Consider the following 18,635-nt stretch of genomic DNA (forward strand, 5'->3'; position numbering starts at 1 on the left):
CCGCACACACGATGGGGAGATGGCCTCTCGCACCATTGCCGACCAGCTCGTCGCCCAGATCGTCGCCGCGGGAGCGCGGCACATCTACGGGATCGTCGGGGACAGCCTCAACCCGGTGGTCGACGCCGTGCGACGGGCGGCGGATGACGGCGTCGACATCGCCTGGGTGCACGTCCGCCACGAGGAGGCCGGCGCCTTCGCGGCGGCCGCCGAGGCGGAGCTGACCGGGCGGCTCGCGGTCTGCGCGGGCTCGTGCGGACCGGGCAACCTGCATCTCATCAACGGGCTGTACGACGCGCACCGCTCGCGCGTCCCCGTGCTGGCGATCGCGAGCCACATCCCGAGCGCGGAGATCGGCACGCAGTTCTTCCAGGAGACCCACCCGGACCGCCTGTTCCTCGAGTGCTCCGCGTACAGCGAGATGATCACGTCCGCCGCGCAGGCGCCGCGCGTCATCCGCTCGGCCATCCACCACGCGTACGGGGCGCCCGGCGTCGCGGTCCTCACGCTGCCGGGTGACGTCGCGGAGCTGGAGGCGGCCGACGACGGCATCGACGTCCTGACCCCGGCGCCGGCCCCTCGGGTGGTCCCGGCCGACGAGTCCGTCCGCGCGCTGGCCGCCGCGATCGACGCCGCCGACCGCGTGACGATCTTCGCCGGCGCGGGCGTGCGCGGATCGCGCGACGAGGTGCTCGCGCTGGCCGAGAAGCTCGCCGCTCCCGTCGGCCACTCGCTGCGCGGCAAGGAGGTCATCCAGTACGACAACCCGTTCGACGTGGGGATGACCGGGCTCCTCGGCTACGGCGCGTGCGCAGCGGCGCTCGAGGGCGCCGACCTGATCCTGCTGCTCGGCACCGACTTCCCGTACCCGGAGTTCCTCCCCGACGTGCCGACCGCGCAGGTCGACATCGAGCCCACCCGGCTCGGGCGCCGCACGCGCAACGACCTCGCGGTGCTCGGCGACGTGGGCGAGACGATCCGCGCGGTGCTACCCCTGGTGCGCGCCCGCACCAACCGGCGCTTCCTCGAGAAGATGCTCGCGCGGCAGGACAAGGCGATGTCGGGCGTCGTCGGCGCGTACACGAAGGACGCGGAGGACCTCACCCCGATCCACCCCGAGCTGGCCGCCTCGATCCTCGACGAGGAGGCGCCCGACGACGCGGTGTTCGCGGTCGACACGGGGATGGGCAACGTCTGGGCCGCTCGCTACATCACGCCCAACGGGCGGCGCCGGGTGATCGGGTCGTTCCTGCACGGATCCATGGCCAACGCGCTCCCGCACGCGATCGGGGCGGCGCTGGCGCAGCCGTCGTCGACCTCGTCGGGCGACCCCGCGGGACCGGGTGGCTCCGGTGACGAGGCCGCCCGGCCGCGGGCGGTCGTCGCGATCGCCGGGGACGGCGGGCTCTCCATGCTGCTCGGCGAGCTCATCACGCTGCGGGCGCTGGACCTGCCGGTCAAGGTGATCCTCTTCGACAACGCGTCGCTCGCGATGGTGCGCCTGGAGATGCTCGTCGCGGGCGTCCCGTCCTACGCCACCGACTCCCCGGCCATCGACTACGCGGCGATCGCGGCCGCGATCGGCATCCCGTCGGTGCGGGTCGAGGACCCGCGCGGCATCCGGGACGCGCTGCGCGAGGCGTTCTCGCACGACGGCCCGGCGCTCGTCGACCTGGTCACCGACCCGCGCGCGCTGTCCCTGCCGCCCACGATCACGCGCAAGCAGGTCTCGGGCTTCACGCGCGCGATGGCCAAGCAGGTGATCGGCGGCGGGGTGGCGGACGTGGTCGCGATGGCCCGCTCCAACATCCGCAACGTCCCGCGCTGACCGCCGGCATCCGGCCCGGCTGCCGCGACCGGCTCTGGGATGCCCGTCGCCTCGCCGGTTCCACATCAACTCGCCGGTTCAGATCGGCGAGTCCATGCCGAATCGGCGAGATGACCGGCCACCCGGGGGGCTGAGCAATCGGCGGTGCGAATCGTTTCAGGGCTTCGACATCGTTATCGCATCCCTGTCACCGTGACGGCAACGGCTTGGTCGGGGCTGAGCGCGCGCACGCGGATGTGCGCGCGCCCCCACCGCAGGGGAGCCGCCCACCCGCCAAGGACGGCGGGTACCCGAGAGAGGTGACCCGATGAGCAACACACCACGACGCGGGCGGCAGGCGCTGATCGCCACGACGCTCGCGCTCGCCACCGCCGGAACGTGTCTGGCCGTGATGGCACCTGCGCAGGCGGCGGCGAGCACGCTGGGCGCCGCGGCGGCCCAGAGCGGCCGGTACTTCGGTGCGGCGATCGCGCCGTCGAAGCTGTCCGACGCGACGTACGCGGCCATCGCCGCGCGCGAGTTCAGCTCGGTCACGCCCGAGAACGAGATGAAGATGGACGCGACCGAGCCGAACCAGGGGCAGTTCAACTACACCCAAGGCGACCGGCTCGTCGCATGGGCGGCCGCCAACGGGGGCAAGCAGGTGCGCGGCCACACCCTGGCGTGGCACCAGCAGCAGCCCGGCTGGATGCAGAACCTCTCCGGGACCGCCCTGCGGACCGCGCTGATCAACCACGTCACCCAGGTCGCGACGCACTTCAAGGGCAAGATCTACGCCTGGGACGTGGTCAACGAGGCCTTCGCCGACGACGGCCAGGGCAGCCGCCGCGACTCCAACCTGCAGCGCACCGGCAACGACTGGATCGAGGCTGCCTTCCGCGCAGCCCGGGCCGCCGACCCCGGCGCCAAGCTCTGCTACAACGACTACAACACCGACGGCATCAACGCGAAGTCGACCGGCGTCTACAACATGGTCAAGGACTTCAAGGCGCGCGGCGTCCCCATCGACTGCGTCGGCTTCCAGAGCCACCTCGGCGGCGGCGTCGCCGGCGACTACCAGGCCAACCTGCAGCGCTTCGCCGACCTCGGCGTCGACGTGCAGATCACCGAGCTCGACGTCGCGCAGGGCAGCTCGCAGGCCTCGGTGTACTCGACCGTCACGAAGGCCTGCCTCGCGGTGACCCGCTGCACGGGCATCACCGTGTGGGGCGTGCGCGACTCCGACTCGTGGCGCACGGGCGAGAACCCGCTGCTGTTCGACAACAGCGGCAACCCGAAGGCGGCGTACACCTCGACGCTGGCGGCCCTCAACGCGGTCGCGCCGACGACGCCCCCGACCACCCCGACGCCGACAGTCACCCCGACCCCGACGGTCACGCCGACACCTACCCCGACCCCCACGCCCACCGTCACCACCCCGCCCCCCGCGGGCGGCTGCACGGTCACCTACGCCGTCCCCGGTTCCTGGAACGTCGGCTTCACGGCCAACGTGACGATCAAGAACCAGGGCGCGGCGATCAACGGCTGGACGCTGACCTGGGCGTTCGCCGGCGGCCAGACCGTCCAGCAGGCCTGGAACGCGGTGGCCAGCCAGAGCGGAGCCAACGTCTCGGCCAAGGACGCCGGCTACAACGCGAGCATCCCGGCGGGCGGCAGCACGTCGTTCGGGTTCAACGGCGGGTACAGCGGCGCCAACCCGGCGCCGACGGCCTTCCGCCTCAACGGCACGCTCTGCACCACCGCGTGATCCGGCGACCGGTCCGCGGCCCCCACGGGTCGCGGACCGGTCACCAGCCCGACGAGGAGTCCGGGTGCATGGGCGCGCACGTGTCGCGGCCGTCTGGCAGCTTCTCGAAGTGCCACACCTCGTTCGCGTACGTCCGGCACAGCCCGAACTCGAGCCCGTGCTCCTCGAGCCACAGCGCGCCGGACGTCGGGCCGACGTCGAGCGCCAGTCCCTCGACGTGCGCCGACGACCGCGCGGGCAGCACCCAGCGGTGCGCCTCGGCCTTGGAGCCGTACTTCTTCTCCGCCGCGGCGACCAGCGCGCGCTGCTCCTTGGCGGTCCGCTTGCCCGACGTGAGGGTCAGGGCGATCCCGTCGTCGGCCGCCGCCGCCTGCGCTGCGGTGAACCGGCGGGCGAGCTCGTCGTCGACTCCCGCGAGGGCCGGCTCCTTGCCGAGCGAGGGCGTCGACGAGGCCGGGGCCGCGTCCGAGGAGTCCGCCAGGTGCAGGCCCGCGAGGGCTGCGACGAGCAGCACGACGACGAGCACGATCGCCGATCGGCGTCGGCGGCGGACCACCCGTTCGGGCCGGCCATGGATGTAGGTCGTCACCGCACCAGGCTCGTCGACAGAGGCGCGCGGCACATCAGCCCCCGGGATCGACCGGGTCCACCCGTGGGTGGGTCTTTCACGCGACCGGGTTGCGCCCGTCGTAGGCCCAGAACGAGCGCTGCCACCGCACGAGCAGCCACAGCAGGACCACGCACAGCGACCCGCCGATCACGACCGCCCACGCCTCGCCGACCCACTCGGACATCGACCCGATCCACAGGTCGCCCAGGCGTGGACCACCCGCGACGACGACGATGAACACGCCCTGCAGCCGCCCGCGCATGTCGTCGGGCGTGGCGGTCTGCAGGATGGTCTGGCGGAAGATCGCGCTGATCTCGTCGGCCCCGCCCGCCGCGACCAACGTGCAGCAGGCGATCGCGAGCGCGGCCCCCAGCACGTGGTCCGGCTTGTCGCGCCCGACCGCCACGAGCACCAGCCCGAACGCCATGACCGAGAGCCCCCACCCGGTGATCGCGAACGTGATGACGCGCGCCTGCCACCGCACGCGCGCGAGCCCGCCGGAGAACGTGCCGGACAGCACTGCCCCCACCGCGAGCGCGGCGGTGAGGATGCCGGTCGTCGTCGCGCCCCCGCCGAGGTACCAGATGCCGACGGCCGGGAACACGACGCGCGGCATCGCCACGATCATCGCGATGAGGTCCACGGCGAACGTCATGCGGACGTTCTTCTGGGTCCCCAGATAGCGCAGCCCGTCGACGATCGAGCCGATCCCGACGCGCGCACGGCGGGTCGACGAGGCCTCGGGCAGCACGGGAGGCAGGCGGAACACGGCCGCGAGCGCGAACGTGAAGAGCACGAAGTCGACCGTGTACGCCAGGCCGTAGTCGAACGCGGCGACCAGCGCGGCGCCGAGCAGCGGGCCGACGGTGAGCGCGGTCTGGAAGCCGATCGCCTGCAGCGCGTTGGCGGCCGGCATGAGCCGGGGCTCGAGCAGGCGCGGGATGATCGCGCTGCGCGCAGGCGCGTTCACGGCGTTGGCCCCGGACTGGAGCGCGACCAGCGCGAACAGCAGCCCGACGTGCTCGTTCTCCGCCCACCCCTGGATCGCGAGCACGAGGATGACGGCCCAGCTGACGAGCGACGCGTAGAGCGCGACCTTGCGGCGGTCGTAGTGGTCGACGATCGCACCGCCGTACAGCCCGAAGACGATGAGCGGGATCAGCGCGAACAGTCCCAGGATGCCGACGGTGAACGTCGAGCCGGTGATGCCGTAGACCTGCAAGCCCACCGCGACGACCGTGAGCTGGGTGCCGAGGTTCGAGATCGACAGGCCGAACCAGAGCCGCCGGAAGGCGGGACTGATGCGGAGCGGCGTCGTGTCGACGACGAGGGATGGCACCGCGCGAGTTTAGTTGCCCGTGCTCACGACCTCCGCCGCCGTCCACACCCGGCGGCCCCTAGGGTGGCGGGCGTGAGCGAGCACGTGGTGGTCATGGGGGTGTCCGGGACGGGCAAGACGACGGTCGGCCGGCTGGTCGCCGAGCGGCTCGGCGCGACGTTCATCGAGGGCGACGACCTGCACCCCGCCGCGAACGTCGAGTCGATGCGCGCGGGCATCCCGCTCACCGACGAGCAGCGCGCCCCGTGGCTGGCCCTGATCCGCGACGCGATGGACGCGGCCGGCGGGGACACGGTCGTGGCGTGCTCCTCGCTGCGCCGGTCCTACCGCGACGTGCTGCGCGAGGCTCACGGCCGGGTGCGGTTCGTACACCTCGTGGTCCCGCCCGACGAGCTCGCCCGCCGCCTCGAGGCACGCGCCGGGCACTTCATGCCCGCGACGCTCCTGGCCTCGCAGCTCGCGACCCTCGAGGAGCTGGGCCCCGACGAGGCCGGCGTGGACGTCCCGGTCGTCGGGACCCCCAGGGACGTGGCGGACGCAGCCCTCAGAGCGCGCGCACAGCGGAGGTCAAGGCCACACTGACGAGGATCAGCCCTTGAGGGAGGTTCGCGTGAGCACCGAGGCCGAGACCGACACCGCCAACCCCACCCTGCGTCGGGCCATCGGCCGCAAGGTGCTCCTGCTGTTCGTCGTCGGGGACATCCTCGGCGCGGGCATCTACGCGCTGACCGGCAAGGTCGCGGGCGAGGTCGGCGGGGCGATCTGGATCCCGTTCCTGTGCGCGTTCGTGCTGGCCACGCTCACCGCAGCGGCTTACGCGGAGCTCGTCGGCCGCTACCCGCAGGCCGCGGGCGCCGCGCTCTACGCGCAGCGCGCGTTCAAGCGACCGTTCGTCACGTTCCTCGTCGCGTTCGCGGTGCTGATGTCCGGCATCACCAGCGCGGGCGCGGCGGCGAGGGCGTTCGGCGGCGACTACCTCGCGGAGTTCATCAACGTCCCGACGTTGGTCGCCGCGTGGTTCTTCCTGCTGGTCATCACCGCGGTGAACGTCATCGGCATCTCGGAGTCGGTCAAGGTCAACGTGGTGCTGACCATCATCGAGGCGTCGGGCCTGATCGTGATCCTGGCGATCGGCGTCGTCGCGCTCGTCCAGGGTGACGGCGACCCGTCGCGCGCCATGGAGATCACCACCGAGGGCACACCGTGGATCGCGATCCTGGGCGCGACCGGCCTGGCGTTCTACGCGCTGCTCGGCTTCGAGGACTCGGTGAACCTCGCCGAGGAGACCCGGCACCCGCGCCGCGACTTCCCGCGCGCCCTGTTCGGCGGCCTGATCATCGCGGGCCTGATCTACCTGGGGGTGGCGTTCACGTCGACGATGCTCGTCGACACCGAGACGCTCGCAGGCTCGACCGGGCCGCTGCTCGAGGTGGTCAAGGTCGCGGGCCTGACGTTCCCGCCCAAGCTGTTCGCGCTCATCGCGCTGCTGGCCGTGACGAACACCGCGCTGATCAACATGATCATGGCGTCGCGCCTGGTCTACGGGATGGGCAACGAGGGCATCGTGCCGCGGGTCTTCTCCCGGGTGCACGCGGGCCGCCAGACGCCGTACGTCGCCATCGCGTTCACGGTCTTGATCGCCATGACCCTGGTCGCCACGGGTGACCTGGCCGGGCTCGCGGACACGACCGTGCTGCTCCTGCTGCTGGTGTTCGCGACCGTGAACGTCTCCGTCCTGGTCCTGCGTCGCACCGCGGACGCGGACGACGAGGCCGCCGAGCAGGTCGAGGGCGACGACGCCAAGCCGTTCCGCGCCCCCACGTGGGCGCCGGTCCTCGGCGCGATCGTGTCGCTCGTGCTCGCCTCGCCGCTCACCGGGCGCGAGGGGTCGGTCTACCTGCGCGCCGGGATCCTGCTGGCGATCGGCGTGGTGCTGTACCTGGTCAACCGCTGGGCGATCAGCCGGGGCGAGCGCAGCTGAGTGCCCGGTGCGACGCCCCTCAGAACCGCCGAGCGTTCGGGTCCAGCTCGTCCTCGACCACGATCTCGTCGGGGTCGGCAGGGGTCTTGGTCGTCTGCCCCATCGCCGACCATGCGGCGTCGACCGCGCGGTCCTTGAGCACCGCGCCCTGGTCGCGCGCGAACTGCCGCGCCTGCACCTCGAAGTCCTGCACGTACCCCTGGACACGCGGGTCCTTCCACATGTCCCCGGCCCACGCCTGGAGCTTGTCGAACTGCCCACGGCCGGCGCGGGTGCCCAGGAGGTACCCCAGCCCGGCTCCGGCGACGAATGCGACCTTGCCCTTCATAGTGCGCTCCTTCGGTAGTCGTCCTGCCGCGAGCCTAAGCAGGGGTCGGCGACTACGCGAACGGGTCGGGCGTGAGCGTGTACTTCGTCTCGAGGTACTCGTGGATGCCCTCGGCGCCGCCCTCGCGGCCCAGCCCGGACTGCTTCCAGCCGCCGAAGGGCGCGGACGCGTTGGACACGACGCCCACGTTGAGGCCCATCATCCCGGTCTCGAGGCGCTCGATGAGGCGCTGCCCGCGCGCCAGGTCCCGCGTGTAGACGTAGGAGACGAGGCCGTACTCGGTGTCGTTGGCGAGCCGGATCGCGTCGTCCTCGTCGTCGAACGTCGCGATCGCCAGCACGGGCCCGAAGATCTCCTCGCGCAGGATCTTGCTGCCGGGCTGCACGTCGTCGAGCACGGTGGCCTCGAAGTACGAGCCGGGCCGGTCGATCACGGCCCCGCCCGTGCGGACTGTGGCGCCGCGCTCCACCGCGTCCCGGACGAGCGAGTCGGCCTTCTCGACCGCGCGGTCGTCGATCAGCGGCCCGACGGTCACGCCGTCCTCCGTGCCGCGCCCGACGACGAACCCGGCGACCTTCTCGGTCACCCGGCGGGAGAACTCCTCGGCAACCGACCGGTGCACGATGAACCGGTTGGCCGCGGTGCAGGCCTGCCCGATGTTGCGGAACTTCGCGGCGATCGCCCCAGCGACGGCCGCGTCGAGGTCGGCGTCGTCGAACACGACGAACGGCGCGTTGCCGCCCAGCTCCATGGAGGTCCGCAGCACGCCGTCGGCGGCCTGCTTGAGCAGCTGCTGGCCGACGGGCGTGGAACCCGTGAACGAGAGCTTGCGCAGCCGTGGGTCGGAGATGATCGCCTCCGAGAGCGGCCCGGACGACGATGTGGTCACGACGTTGAGCACGCCCGCGGGCAGCCCCGCGTCCTCGAGGATCCGGGCGAAGAACAGCGTGGTCAGCGGCGTGAGCGCGGCCGGCTTGACCACCACGGTGCAGCCCGCGGCCAGCGCGGGCGCGATCTTGCGGGTCGCCATCGCGAGCGGGAAGTTCCACGGCGTGATGAGGAAGCACGGCCCCACGGGGTGCTGCGAGACGATCGTCCGCCCGCTGCCCTCGGGGTTGGTCCCGTACCGGCCCTGGATCCGCGGCGCCTCCTCGCTGAACCAGCGGAGAAACTCCCCGCCGTAGGCGACCTCGCCTCGCGACTCGGCCAGCGGCTTGCCCATCTCGATCGTCATGAGCAGCGCGACGTCGTCCTTGCGCTCCTGCAGCAGGTCGAACGCCCGACGAAGAATCTCCGCGCGCTCGCGCGGCGGCGTCGCGGCCCAGGCGGGGAACGCCTCGGACGCGGCATCGAGCGCGGCGATGCCGTCGGCCACCGTCGCCGAGGCGATCGTCTTGACGGTCTCGCCCGACGACGGGTCGGCGACCGTCAGCGTCGCGCCGTCCTCGGCCGGGCGCCAGCGGCCCCCGATGAACAGCCCGTCGGGGACGCGCGCCAGCAGGTCGGACTCGGCTTCAGAACTCGTCACCCTCCGATCGTGCCCCGAGTCGCCGCGCTCCACCCGTCGGCAGCGGCCTGTGTTCAGCGTTCCTGCCGCTATGCGTGAGGAACGCTGAACACAAGAACGGAGTCAGGCGCCCAGGGCGGCGCGCAGGTGCGCGAGGCGGGCGTGCAGCGCGGGCGGCACGCGGTCGCCGAACATCGCGAAGAACTCCTGCGTCAGGTCGGCCTCGAGCGCCCACGAGTCGGTGTCGACCTCGAACAGCGCGGCGAGCGCGTCGGCGGACAGGTCGAGGCCGTCGGTGTCGAGCACGCCGGGGGCGGGCAGCAGGCCCACCGGGCTGGGGACCGCGCCGACGTCCGTGCGGAGCCCCCGCGCACGGTCGACCTGGTCGACGACCCACGCGAGCACGCGCGAGTTCTCGCCGAACCCGGGCCAGATGAACCGGCCCGCGTCGTCCTTGCGGAACCAGTTGACGCCGAAGACGAGCGGCTTGTGCTCCAGGCTCGCGCCCACGTCGAGCCAGTGCGACCAGTGGTCGGCCATGTCGTACCCGCAGAACGGCATCATCGCGAACGGGTCCCGACGCAGCTCGCCGACCAGCCCTTCCGCCGCGGCGGTGCGCTCCGAGGAGATCGTCGCGCCCATGAACACCCCGTGCTCCCAGCTCTCGGCCTGCGCGACGAGCGGCACGTTGGTGGCCCGACGGCCGCCGAAGATGATCGCGTCGAGCGCGACGCCCTCGGGGTCGTCCCAGCCGTCGGCGATCGTCGGGCACTGCGCTGCGGCGACCGTGAACCGCGAGTTCGGGTGCGCCGCGGGGGTCGCGGACTCGGGTGTCCAGGGACGGCCGGTCCAGTCGGTCAGGTGCGCGGGCGCCTCGTCGGTCAGGCCCTCCCACCACACGTCGCCCTCGGGTGTGAGCGCGACGTTGGTGAAGATCGTGTCGTGGCCCAGCGTCTCGATGGCCGCGGGGTTGGTCGCCTCGCCCGTGCCGGGCGCGACGCCGAAGAAGCCTGCCTCGGGGTTGATGGCGCGCAGCGTGCCGTCGGGGCCGGGGCGCAGCCAGGCGATGTCGTCGCCGATGGTCTCGACCCGCCAGCCGGGCAGCGTGGGGCGCAGCATCGCGAGGTTCGTCTTGCCGCACGCCGAGGGGAACGCGGCGGCCACGTGGTAGCGACGGCCCGTCGGCGCGGTCAGGCGGATCAAGAGCATGTGCTCGGCGAGCCAGCCCTCGTCGCGCCCCATCACCGAGGCGATCCGCAGGGCGAAGCACTTCTTGCCGAGCAGCGCGTTGCCGCCGTAGCCGGAGCCGAACGACCAGATCTCCCGCGTCTCGGGGAAGTGCGCGATGTACTTGGTCGGGTTGCACGGCCATGCGACGTCGTCCTGCCCGGGCGCCAGGGGAGCACCGACCGAGTGCACCGCGGGGACGAACGGGGCGCCAGCATCCACGAGCTCGCGGACCGCGCGGCCGACGCGGGTCATCACGCTCATGCTCACGACGACGTACGGCGAGTCGGTGACCTGCACGCCGAGGTGTGACAGCGGCCCGCCGACCGGCCCCATCGAGAACGGGACGACGTACATCGTCCGCCCGCGCATGGCGCCGGCGAACACGCCGTCGAGCTCGGTGCGCATCGCGCCCGGCTCGCGCCAGTTGTTCGTCGGGCCCGCGTCGCTCTGGTCCTGCGCGCAGATGAACGTGCGCGACTCCACGCGAGCCACGTCGTCGGGGTCGGAGCGCGCCAGGTAGCTGCCGGGGCGCAGCGTCGGGTCGAGGGGGAGGAGCGTGCCGGTGCCGACCATCTGCGCGACCAGCGCGCGGCGCTCGTCGTCCGAGCCGTCGCACCAGACGACCGCGTCCGGCTGGGTGAGCTCGGCGACGGCGGCGACCCAGGCGTGGACCCCCGTGCCGGCGGCGTCGGTGACGTCGGTGACGGAGGTGCGGGCGGGTGCGTCGGCCAGCGTGGTCATGTCGGCGGTCTCCTTCCGCGGGCCTCGGCCGGCCCGTCGCTAGATCCATCGTTGCGTCAAGGTCGCGCCGATTGCCGTGCACTTTGCGTGTCAAGGATGGGCATTCTTGACGTACGGTCAGGTTGTGACGACATCGGACGACGAGGGCGACTCCCTCGTGCTCGGCCGGCGCGTGCGCCACCTGCGCACGACGCGAGGCCTGACGCTCGACGCGCTCGGGGAGAAGGTCGGCGTGACGCCGAGCCTGCTCTCGCTCGTCGAGAACGGGCACCGTGAGCCCCGGCTCGCGCTGCTGCGGAGCATCGCCGACGCGCTCGACGTCACCGTCGCCGACCTTCTCGACGCCGAGCCCCCGTCGCGGCGGGCGGCCCTCGAGATCGCGCTCGACCGTGCCCAGCGCTCCGCGGGCTTCGAGCGGCTCGCGCTGCCGACCGTCCGCCCGGGCAAGTCCCTGCCGCTGCCGGTGCTCGAGCACCTCGTCGGTCTGCACGCCGAGCTCGCACGGCGCGACGTCGAGTCGGTGGCGACCCCCGAGGAGGCCCGTCGGGCCAACACGCAGATCCGGCTCGAGCGCCAGGAGCGCGACAACTACCTGCCGGACATCGAGAAGGTCGCCGAGGCGATGGTGCGCAAGGCCGGCTACACCTCGGGCGCCCTCACGCACCGCGCGGTGTCCCGGATGGCCGAGCAGCTCGGGTTCGCGATCATCCACGTCGACGACCTGCCGAGCTCGACGCGCACGGTCACCGACCTGGCCAACGGCCGCATCTACCTCCCGCCCGCGTCCACCCCCGGCGGGCACGGACTGCGCTCGCTCGCGCTGCAGGCGATCGCGCACCGCGTGCTGGGCCACGAGCGGCCGACCTCGTACGACGACTTCCTGCGCCAGCGCATGGAGATCACCTACTTCGCCTCGTGCGCGCTCATGCCGGAGACGGCCACGGTCGCGCACCTGCAGCAGCACAAGCGCGAGAAGGACCTGGCGATCGAGGACCTGCGCGACGCGTTCGGCGTGACGCACGAGGCCGCGGCGCAGCGGTTCACGAGCCTGGCGACCCACCACCTCGGCATCCCCGTGCACTTCGTGCGGATCGGCGGCGACGGCGCGATCTACCGCGCGTACGCCAACGACGGGCTGCCCCTGCCGACCGACGTCACGGGCGCGATCGAGGGCCAGCTCGTGTGCCGCAGTTGGGGCGTGCGCCGCGCGCTGACCCGCCGCGACCGCTCGTCGGAGTCCTACCAGTACACCGACACCCCGGCCGGCACGTTCTGGTGCTCGACCCAGACCGGCTCGGGCACGACGGGCCAGATGGCGCTCGCGGTCGGCGTGCCGTTCTCGTCGGCCTCGTGGTTCCGGGGCCGGGACACGTCCGTGCGCCACACCTCGACCTGCCCCGACGAGGGGTGCTGCCGCCGGCCCGCCGCGGCGTCGGCAGCGCGCTGGCAGGATGCGTCGTGGCCGAGCGCCCGGATCCACCAGCAGGTGTTCACCGCACTGCCGACCGGGGCCTTCCCCGGGGTGGACGCGCGCGAGGTCTACACGTTCCTGGACCGCCACGCGCCGCGAGCGGAGTAGGTCAGCTCGCGGTCGGCTCCTTCGTCGTCGTCCTGCGCGCGACGAAGAACAGGACCAGGCCCACCGCGAGCAGGATCCCGGCGAGCAGCCAGTGCTTCGCCTCCTGCTGGGTCAGCAGGCCGAGGCACGTGAGGATCGCCAGCACGGGCAGCGGCGTCCAGGCACGGAAGTGCGCGTGGTCGACGTCGTCGCGGCGCAGGACCAGGACCGCCACGTTGGTGCTGAGGAAGACGAAGAGCAGCAGCAGGACGACGGTCGAGGCGAGGTCCTCGAGGGACCCCGTCGTCGTGAGGAGCATCGCGACGACCGTGGTGACGACGATCGCGACGATCGGCGTCTTCCTGCCCGGGAGCACCCGCCCGAACACCGCAGGCAGCAACCCCTCCTCGGCCATGCCGTACGTGAGGCGGCTCGCCATGATCATCGTCAGCAGCGCGCCGTTCGCGACAGCCACGAGCGCGACGACGGCGAACAGCTTCAGCGGCACCCCGCCGGCCGCCTTGACGACCTCGAGCAGCGGCCCGCTGGACGCCTGCAGGTCCGCCGGGGAGACCACCGCCGGGGCGACGACACCGACGAGCAGGTAGACGACGCCGGCCGTGAGCAGGGCGCCGAACAGCGCTCGCGGGTAGACGCGCTGCACGTCGCGCACCTCCTCGGCGAGGTTGGCCGAGGTCTCGAAGCCGACGAACGAGTAGAACGCGATGAGCGCGCCGCCCAGCGTCGCAGCGGCGAGGCCGGTGCCCTCCGGCAGCTCCGTCAGGCGGGACAGGTCGCCGTCGCCCCGGCCCAGCACGATCGCCCCGAGGACCACGACGAGCACGAGCCCGCTCAGCTCGATGGTGGTCATCACGACGTTGGCGCGCAGCGACTCCTTGATCCCGCGCGCGTTGAGCGCGGCGACGAGCGCCAGGAACACGAGTGCCGTCGGCACGGCGGGCAGGTCGAGGAACTCGCCCAGGTAGTCACCCGCGAACGCGAGCGACAGGCCGGCGGCGGAGGTCACGCCAGCCGCGAGCATGCTGAACCCCACCAGGAACGAGACAACGGGCCGCCCGAAGGCGCGCTGCGCGTAGACCGCCGAGCCACCCGCGCGGGGGTACTTGGTGACGAGCTCGGCGTACGAGGCGGCCGTCAGCAGAGCCATGCACAGCGCGACGAGCAGGGGGACCCAGATCATGCCGCCGGCCTCGGCCGACATCACGCCCACCAGGGCGTACACACCGGCGCCGAGCACGTCGCCGAGGATGAACAAGAACAGCAGCGGGCCGGTCACCGAGCGGGACAGGCGCGTCGGCGCCTCGGAGGTGTCGGTGGCTGTCATCGGGCGAGTATGTGCGCGGTCCTGCGGGCCCGCACGCCAGCGAGCACCCGAGATCGCGCGGTCCGCTGTCGCGTCGGCGAGGATCGGTCCATGACCACCACCCCCGCCTCCGTCGCGCGCGTCGCCGGTCAGGTCGCCCTCGGCGCAGGGCTGCTGTTCGCCGGCACGTCGCACCTGACCACCGCGCGCGAGGAGTTCCAGGCGCAGGTCCCGTCGTGGTTCCCGGCCGACCCCGACCTCGTCGTGCTGGCGTCCGGCGTCGCCGAGATCGCGCTCGGTGCCACGCTGGTTGCGACCTGGCGGCAGCCGGCCCGGGCTTGGGTGGGCGTGGCGGCGGCCGCGTTCTTCGTCGGGGTGTTCCCCGGGAACATCGCGCAGCTCGTCGAGCACAAGGACGGGTTCGGGCTCGACACGGACACCAAGCGGGCCGTGCGGCTGGTGTTCCAGCCGGTGCTGGTGGCCGGTGCACTGGTGGCGTGCGACAGCATCCGGACCCTGCGGGCTCGGCGCAAGGCTGGCGCGAGCTAGCCGCCCGCGAGGATCCGTGCGCGGGCGGCGGAGTGCTCGTCGGCGCTGATGACGCCTCGTCGGGCCAGGTCGTCGACCTCCGCGAGCCGCTGCTCGAGCGTCTGGGTCGCGGCCGCGGGAGCCAGCATCTGGCTGTTCGCCGCGCGGACCGCGAGCTCGGACTGGGTGGTCCACGGGTCCATGCCGCCCCGGCGCGCGACGCGGACGTTCTTGGTCACGGACACGATCATGAAGATCACGACCGCGACGAAGGCGATCCCGAACAGCACCAAGAATGCGACGAAGTAGCCCGGCAGCTCCGGCTCGGCCATGTCATCCCCCTGCGACGTCGACGTGGGGGGAATCTAGCGCAGCTCGTGATTCGCAGAGGAGAGAAACCCGATGACGTCGTGGGACGAGCAGGCGGACACCTTCGACGACTCTCCGGATCACGGCCTGACCGACCCGACGGTCCGCGCCGCCTGGCAGCACCTCCTGCTCCCGTTGATGCCCCGTCCGGAGTCCCGAGTCGCCGACATCGGGTGCGGGACCGGGAGCCTGGCCGTCCTGCTGGCCGGGGCCGGGCACTCGGTGAGCGGCATCGACCTCTCACCGCGGATGATCGCCCGGGCCCGCGCCAAGGCGGCCGGGCTGGCCGTCGACCTCGCGGTCGGTGACGCGTCCGCGCCGCCGTGGGACGACGGCCGGTTCGACGTGGTGCTGTCGCGTCACGTGCTGTGGGCGCTCCCCGATCCGGCGGCGGCGCTGCGTCGGTGGGTGCGGCTCCTGGCCGACGACGGGATCCTCGTGCTGGTCGAGGGCCGGTGGCGGACCGGAGCGGGGCTCCGGGCCGACGAGGCGCGCGCGCTCGTGCTCGCCGAGCGCGGCGAGGCCGCGGTCACCCGGCTCGACGACCCCGCCCTGTGGGGCGGGGCCATCGACGACGAGCGCTACCTGCTGGTCAGCCGGGCGTAGGCGCTCAGGGGCGCCGGGCGCCCCGCCGGTTCGGCTCCTCGATCGGCGCCGCGTCGACGAACGTGGACGCCTGCGTGACGTCTGCGTCATCGATGAACCACAGGTGCAGCCGTGCCGAGGACACCCCGGTTGGAGCGGGGATCCGCAGCGTCACCACCTCGGAGAGCAGGAACGGCTCGGCCTTGACGGCGTCCGACTCGGCGACGGTGGCGACGTCCGCGGCCGACGACGATCCCGGCGTCGACCACGCCGCGCGCACCCGCCCGGCCAGGGGGGACGCCCCATGGTGCGACACGTGCACGTCGAGCGTGAGCGACTCGGTCGGCAGCGGGATGTCCGCCCCGGCGTGCGCGGGCACGAGGTCCACGACCAGCGTCGTCGTCGCGTTCACGTGCGCGGGGACGAGCCCGCCACGGTCCTTGGGTCGCCGGTCGGCATCGACGACGCCGGCCATCTCGTGCTCGACGTCCGCGAGCTCGGTGTACACGTACCCCGCGAACCGGTCGTGACGGCGCAGCTCCTGGGTCTGCCAGCGCATGCTCCACGCGCGCTCCAGGCTCGTGAAGCCCGCGCCGTACTCGCTGTTGAGGATCGGGACGCCGGTCCGGGGGTGGTCCGCGGAGCCGTACAGCGACTTGTCGACGACGAAGTCCGGGCCGAGCCGAACCTCGAAGTGCTCGAGCGTGCCCGCGGCCATCGCGGCCAGGTTGTCCGCCCAGCGCTGCGGGTCGTCGTCGTAGTAGTGCCAGTCCACGAGGTCGGTCCGCACGTGCGCCCAGCCGGAGTTCTCGACGATCGGTCGAGAGTCGTCGAGCGCGTGGAGCACGTCGTAGGCGTGCGCCGCGGCGGCGGCCCGCTCGGGGCTGCCGGGGATGTCCCAGTCGAGGCCCCACTCCTCGTTCCACAGTCCCCAGACGACGATCGACGCGTGGTTGCCGTCGCGCTCGACCATCGGAGCGAGCTGCGCCCCGAACGCGTCGGCCGCCGCCGGCGTGAACCGGCTCGGTGCGGGCGGCTCGGCCCAGACGAGCATGCCCGCGCGGTCGGCGTGGTGCAGCCAGCGCGGCTCCTCGAGCTTGATGTGCTTCCGGACGAGGTTGTAGCCGAGCTCCGCGGCCAGCTCGAGGTCGCGGAGCAGGTCCGCCTCGGTAGGCGCGGTCAGGCCGGTGGCCGGCCAGTAGCCCTGGTCCAGCACGCCGCGGATGTAGAGGCGCTCGCCGTTGAGGAACAGCTGCTCGCCCCGCGTCTCGATCCGGCGCAGTCCTGCGGTCACCACCACGCGATCGTCGGGCTCGCCCGCGGTCTCCAGCTCGATCTCGTACAGGAACGGGTCGGCGGGGGACCACAGCCGGGGCTCGGGCACCGGGAGGTGGCCGGTCACGCCGCCGTCGTCGGCGCGCTCGAGCTCGACGGACGTCGCGCCCAGCCGTGCGAGCACCCGCGCAGACGAAGGAGCGTCGCCGACCAGGCGACCCGACACCACGAACCCCGTGAGCGAGTCGCCCCGGACGGCCACCTCGGCCAGGTACGTCCGCCCCCGGGCCTCGAGCCACACGCTCTGCCAGATGCCCGACGTCGGCGTGAACGAGACGCCGTCGTAGTCGTCGCGCGGGATCGAGCGCTGCTTGCCGTGCGGGATCTCCCGCTTGTCGGCGGGAGCGTCGACCTCGACCACCAGCTCGAAGCCCTGACCTGGGCGGACGCGGTCCGAGACGTCGATCTCGAACGAGTCGTAGCCGCCGACGTGCGTGCCGGCCTCGTGCCCGTCCACCAGGACGCGCGCGCTGTGGTGGACCGCGCCGAAGCACAGCACGACTCGGGCCTCGCCCCAGGTGGCGGGCACCGCGACGGTCCGGCGGTACACGCCGCGCTCCATCCAGGTCCGGGCCACGCCCGAGGCCGCTGTCTCCCACGCGAACGGGACGACGATCGTCGTCGGGCCGGCCTCGGACTCGAAGTCCCACTCGCCGTTCAAGGACAGCCACGAGGCCGATCGGTCGCGGTCCGGGCGCGGGTACTCGGCGCGCGGAAGGGCTGAGGTCATGGTGGTGCCTTTCATGTGCGGGCTTCAGCCCTTGACGCTGCCGGCGAGGATGCCGTTGATGAAGTGCTTCTGGAGCACGATGAAGATGAGGAGCAGGGGCACGAGCGCGATCGACGCCGCCGCCAGGAGCTCGCCCGTGACCGTCGCGTAGTCCGCGCCGATCCGGTTGCCCGTGATGTTCTGCGCGAGCGACGAGAGCACCACCTGCAGGGTCGCCATCCGGTCGGAGCTCGCGATCACCACCGGCCAGACGAAGTCGTTGTAGATGTTCATCACCGTGAGCACGGCGAGGCCCGCGAGCGCCGGCCGGATGACCGGCAGGACGATCCGCCAGAAGATGCCGAACTCGGTGCAGCCGTCGACCCGCGCCGCGTCGAGCAGCTCGTTCGGGACGGCCGCGATCACCTGCCGCATCCAGAAGATGGCGAAGGCGTCCACCGCTCCGGGGAGCACCAGGGCCTGGTACGTGTTGACCCAGCCGAGCTCCTTCATCTCCAGCAGCAGCGGGATGATCAGCACGATCGTCGGGAGCATGAGGGTGATGAGGACTGTGCCGAACAGCAGGCCCTTGAAGCGGAAGTCGTACTTGGCGAACCCGTAGGCGGCGAGCGGCGCGAAGAAGAGCGTGAGGCTCCCCTTGAGCGCCAGGACGATCGCGGTGTTCACGAAGCCGCGCACGATCGGCACGTCGGCGAACATCCGCGTGAAGTTGTCGAGGGTCGCGCTCGACGGGTCGAACCCGAGCGGGTCGTTGATGATCTGCGCCGCAGGCTTGAACGCCGAGATCACGGCCCACGCGACGGGCGCCAGGAACGCGAGCGCCAGGACGACGAGGAAGACCTGGGTGACGACGCTCGGCAGGCGACGGCGGATGGTGACGGATGGAGAGGTCATG

At 72.3% G+C, this 18,635-nt stretch carries 16 protein-coding genes; 7 read left to right on the forward strand and 9 right to left on the reverse strand.

Translation table 11 applies throughout. The annotated features are described in order from the left end of the window. The first annotated feature begins 19 nt into the window (after positions 1-19). Both D1825_RS17265 and D1825_RS17270 read left to right on the forward strand, forming a co-directional pair. Positions 20-1,828, forward strand: a complete 1,809-nt coding sequence (locus D1825_RS17265; protein ID WP_118768657.1) for a pyruvate dehydrogenase — start codon at positions 20-22, stop codon at positions 1,826-1,828. A 307-nt stretch (positions 1,829-2,135) separates the two neighbouring features. Continuing rightward, positions 2,136-3,575: an endo-1,4-beta-xylanase gene (locus D1825_RS17270; RefSeq protein ID WP_118768658.1), complete on the forward strand. Its 1,440-nt coding sequence runs from the start codon at positions 2,136-2,138 to the stop codon at positions 3,573-3,575. Positions 3,576-3,615: 40 nt separating this feature from the next. Here D1825_RS17270 and D1825_RS17275 read toward each other — a convergent pair whose 3' ends face one another. Both D1825_RS17275 and D1825_RS17280 read right to left on the reverse strand, forming a co-directional pair. Further along, on the reverse strand, positions 3,616-4,164 hold the full coding sequence (locus D1825_RS17275; RefSeq protein ID WP_158580769.1) for a D-alanyl-D-alanine carboxypeptidase family protein: 549 nt from the start codon (positions 4,162-4,164) through the stop codon (positions 3,616-3,618). 76 nt (positions 4,165-4,240) lie between these two features. Continuing rightward, a complete protein-coding gene (locus tag D1825_RS17280) occupies positions 4,241-5,524 on the reverse strand; it encodes an MFS transporter (RefSeq protein WP_118768660.1) in 1,284 nt (427 codons plus the stop codon). 93 nt (positions 5,525-5,617) lie between these two features. On the opposite strand from D1825_RS17280, the gene D1825_RS17285 reads away from it, so the two are divergent. Continuing rightward, the gene (locus D1825_RS17285; RefSeq protein WP_118768775.1) at positions 5,618-6,106 is read left to right on the forward strand and encodes a gluconokinase; all 489 of its coding nucleotides are present in this window, start codon (positions 5,618-5,620) and stop codon (positions 6,104-6,106) included. 28 nt (positions 6,107-6,134) lie between these two features. Next, entirely contained in the window at positions 6,135-7,505 is a 1,371-nt protein-coding gene (locus tag D1825_RS17290) for an APC family permease (RefSeq protein WP_118768661.1), read from the forward strand. A 19-nt stretch (positions 7,506-7,524) separates the two neighbouring features. Here D1825_RS17290 and D1825_RS17295 read toward each other — a convergent pair whose 3' ends face one another. From D1825_RS17295 to D1825_RS17305, 3 genes are all read right to left on the reverse strand, one after another. Further along, entirely contained in the window at positions 7,525-7,833 is a 309-nt protein-coding gene (locus D1825_RS17295; protein ID WP_118768662.1) for a YtxH domain-containing protein, read from the reverse strand. A 52-nt stretch (positions 7,834-7,885) separates the two neighbouring features. Next, positions 7,886-9,361 carry an NAD-dependent succinate-semialdehyde dehydrogenase gene (locus tag D1825_RS17300; RefSeq protein WP_118768663.1) on the reverse strand — a complete coding sequence of 492 codons (1,476 nt, stop codon included), beginning with the start codon at positions 9,359-9,361 and terminating at the stop codon, positions 7,886-7,888. Between the two features lie 102 nt (positions 9,362-9,463). Further along, positions 9,464-11,311: a phosphoenolpyruvate carboxykinase (GTP) gene (locus D1825_RS17305; protein WP_118768664.1), complete on the reverse strand. Its 1,848-nt coding sequence runs from the start codon at positions 11,309-11,311 to the stop codon at positions 9,464-9,466. Positions 11,312-11,435: 124 nt separating this feature from the next. Here D1825_RS17305 and D1825_RS17310 point away from each other — a divergent pair, with 124 nt between their 5' ends. After that, on the forward strand, positions 11,436-12,890 hold the full coding sequence (locus tag D1825_RS17310) for a helix-turn-helix domain-containing protein (RefSeq protein WP_118768665.1): 1,455 nt from the start codon (positions 11,436-11,438) through the stop codon (positions 12,888-12,890). A gap of 1 nt (position 12,891) precedes the next feature. On the opposite strand, the gene D1825_RS17315 is transcribed toward D1825_RS17310, so the two are convergent. Further along, positions 12,892-14,214: an APC family permease gene (locus D1825_RS17315; protein ID WP_118768666.1), complete on the reverse strand. Its 1,323-nt coding sequence runs from the start codon at positions 14,212-14,214 to the stop codon at positions 12,892-12,894. 90 nt (positions 14,215-14,304) lie between these two features. Between D1825_RS17315 and D1825_RS17320 the strand changes: the two genes are divergently transcribed. Next, positions 14,305-14,742: a DoxX family protein gene (locus D1825_RS17320; RefSeq protein WP_118768667.1), complete on the forward strand. Its 438-nt coding sequence runs from the start codon at positions 14,305-14,307 to the stop codon at positions 14,740-14,742. On the opposite strand, the gene D1825_RS17325 is transcribed toward D1825_RS17320, so the two are convergent. After that, entirely contained in the window at positions 14,739-15,053 is a 315-nt protein-coding gene (locus tag D1825_RS17325; RefSeq protein WP_118768668.1) for an SHOCT domain-containing protein, read from the reverse strand. The two genes, D1825_RS17320 and D1825_RS17325, sit on opposite strands and share 4 nt — an antisense overlap. A gap of 70 nt (positions 15,054-15,123) precedes the next feature. Between D1825_RS17325 and D1825_RS17330 the strand changes: the two genes are divergently transcribed. Then, a complete protein-coding gene (locus D1825_RS17330) occupies positions 15,124-15,696 on the forward strand; it encodes a class I SAM-dependent methyltransferase (RefSeq protein WP_118768669.1) in 573 nt (190 codons plus the stop codon). Between the two features lie 4 nt (positions 15,697-15,700). Here D1825_RS17330 and D1825_RS17335 read toward each other — a convergent pair whose 3' ends face one another. Next, complete coding sequence (locus tag D1825_RS17335; protein WP_233549964.1) at positions 15,701-17,740, reverse strand: glycoside hydrolase family 2 protein; 2,040 nt, start codon at positions 17,738-17,740, stop codon at positions 15,701-15,703. Positions 17,741-17,764: 24 nt separating this feature from the next. After that, entirely contained in the window at positions 17,765-18,634 is an 870-nt protein-coding gene (locus D1825_RS17340) for a carbohydrate ABC transporter permease (RefSeq protein WP_118768671.1), read from the reverse strand. Position 18,635: the final 1 nt, after the last annotated feature.

Source organism: Cellulomonas rhizosphaerae (assembly GCF_003470205.1).
In the GTDB taxonomy this organism is placed as follows: Bacteria; Actinomycetota; Actinomycetes; order Actinomycetales; family Cellulomonadaceae; genus Cellulomonas; species Cellulomonas rhizosphaerae.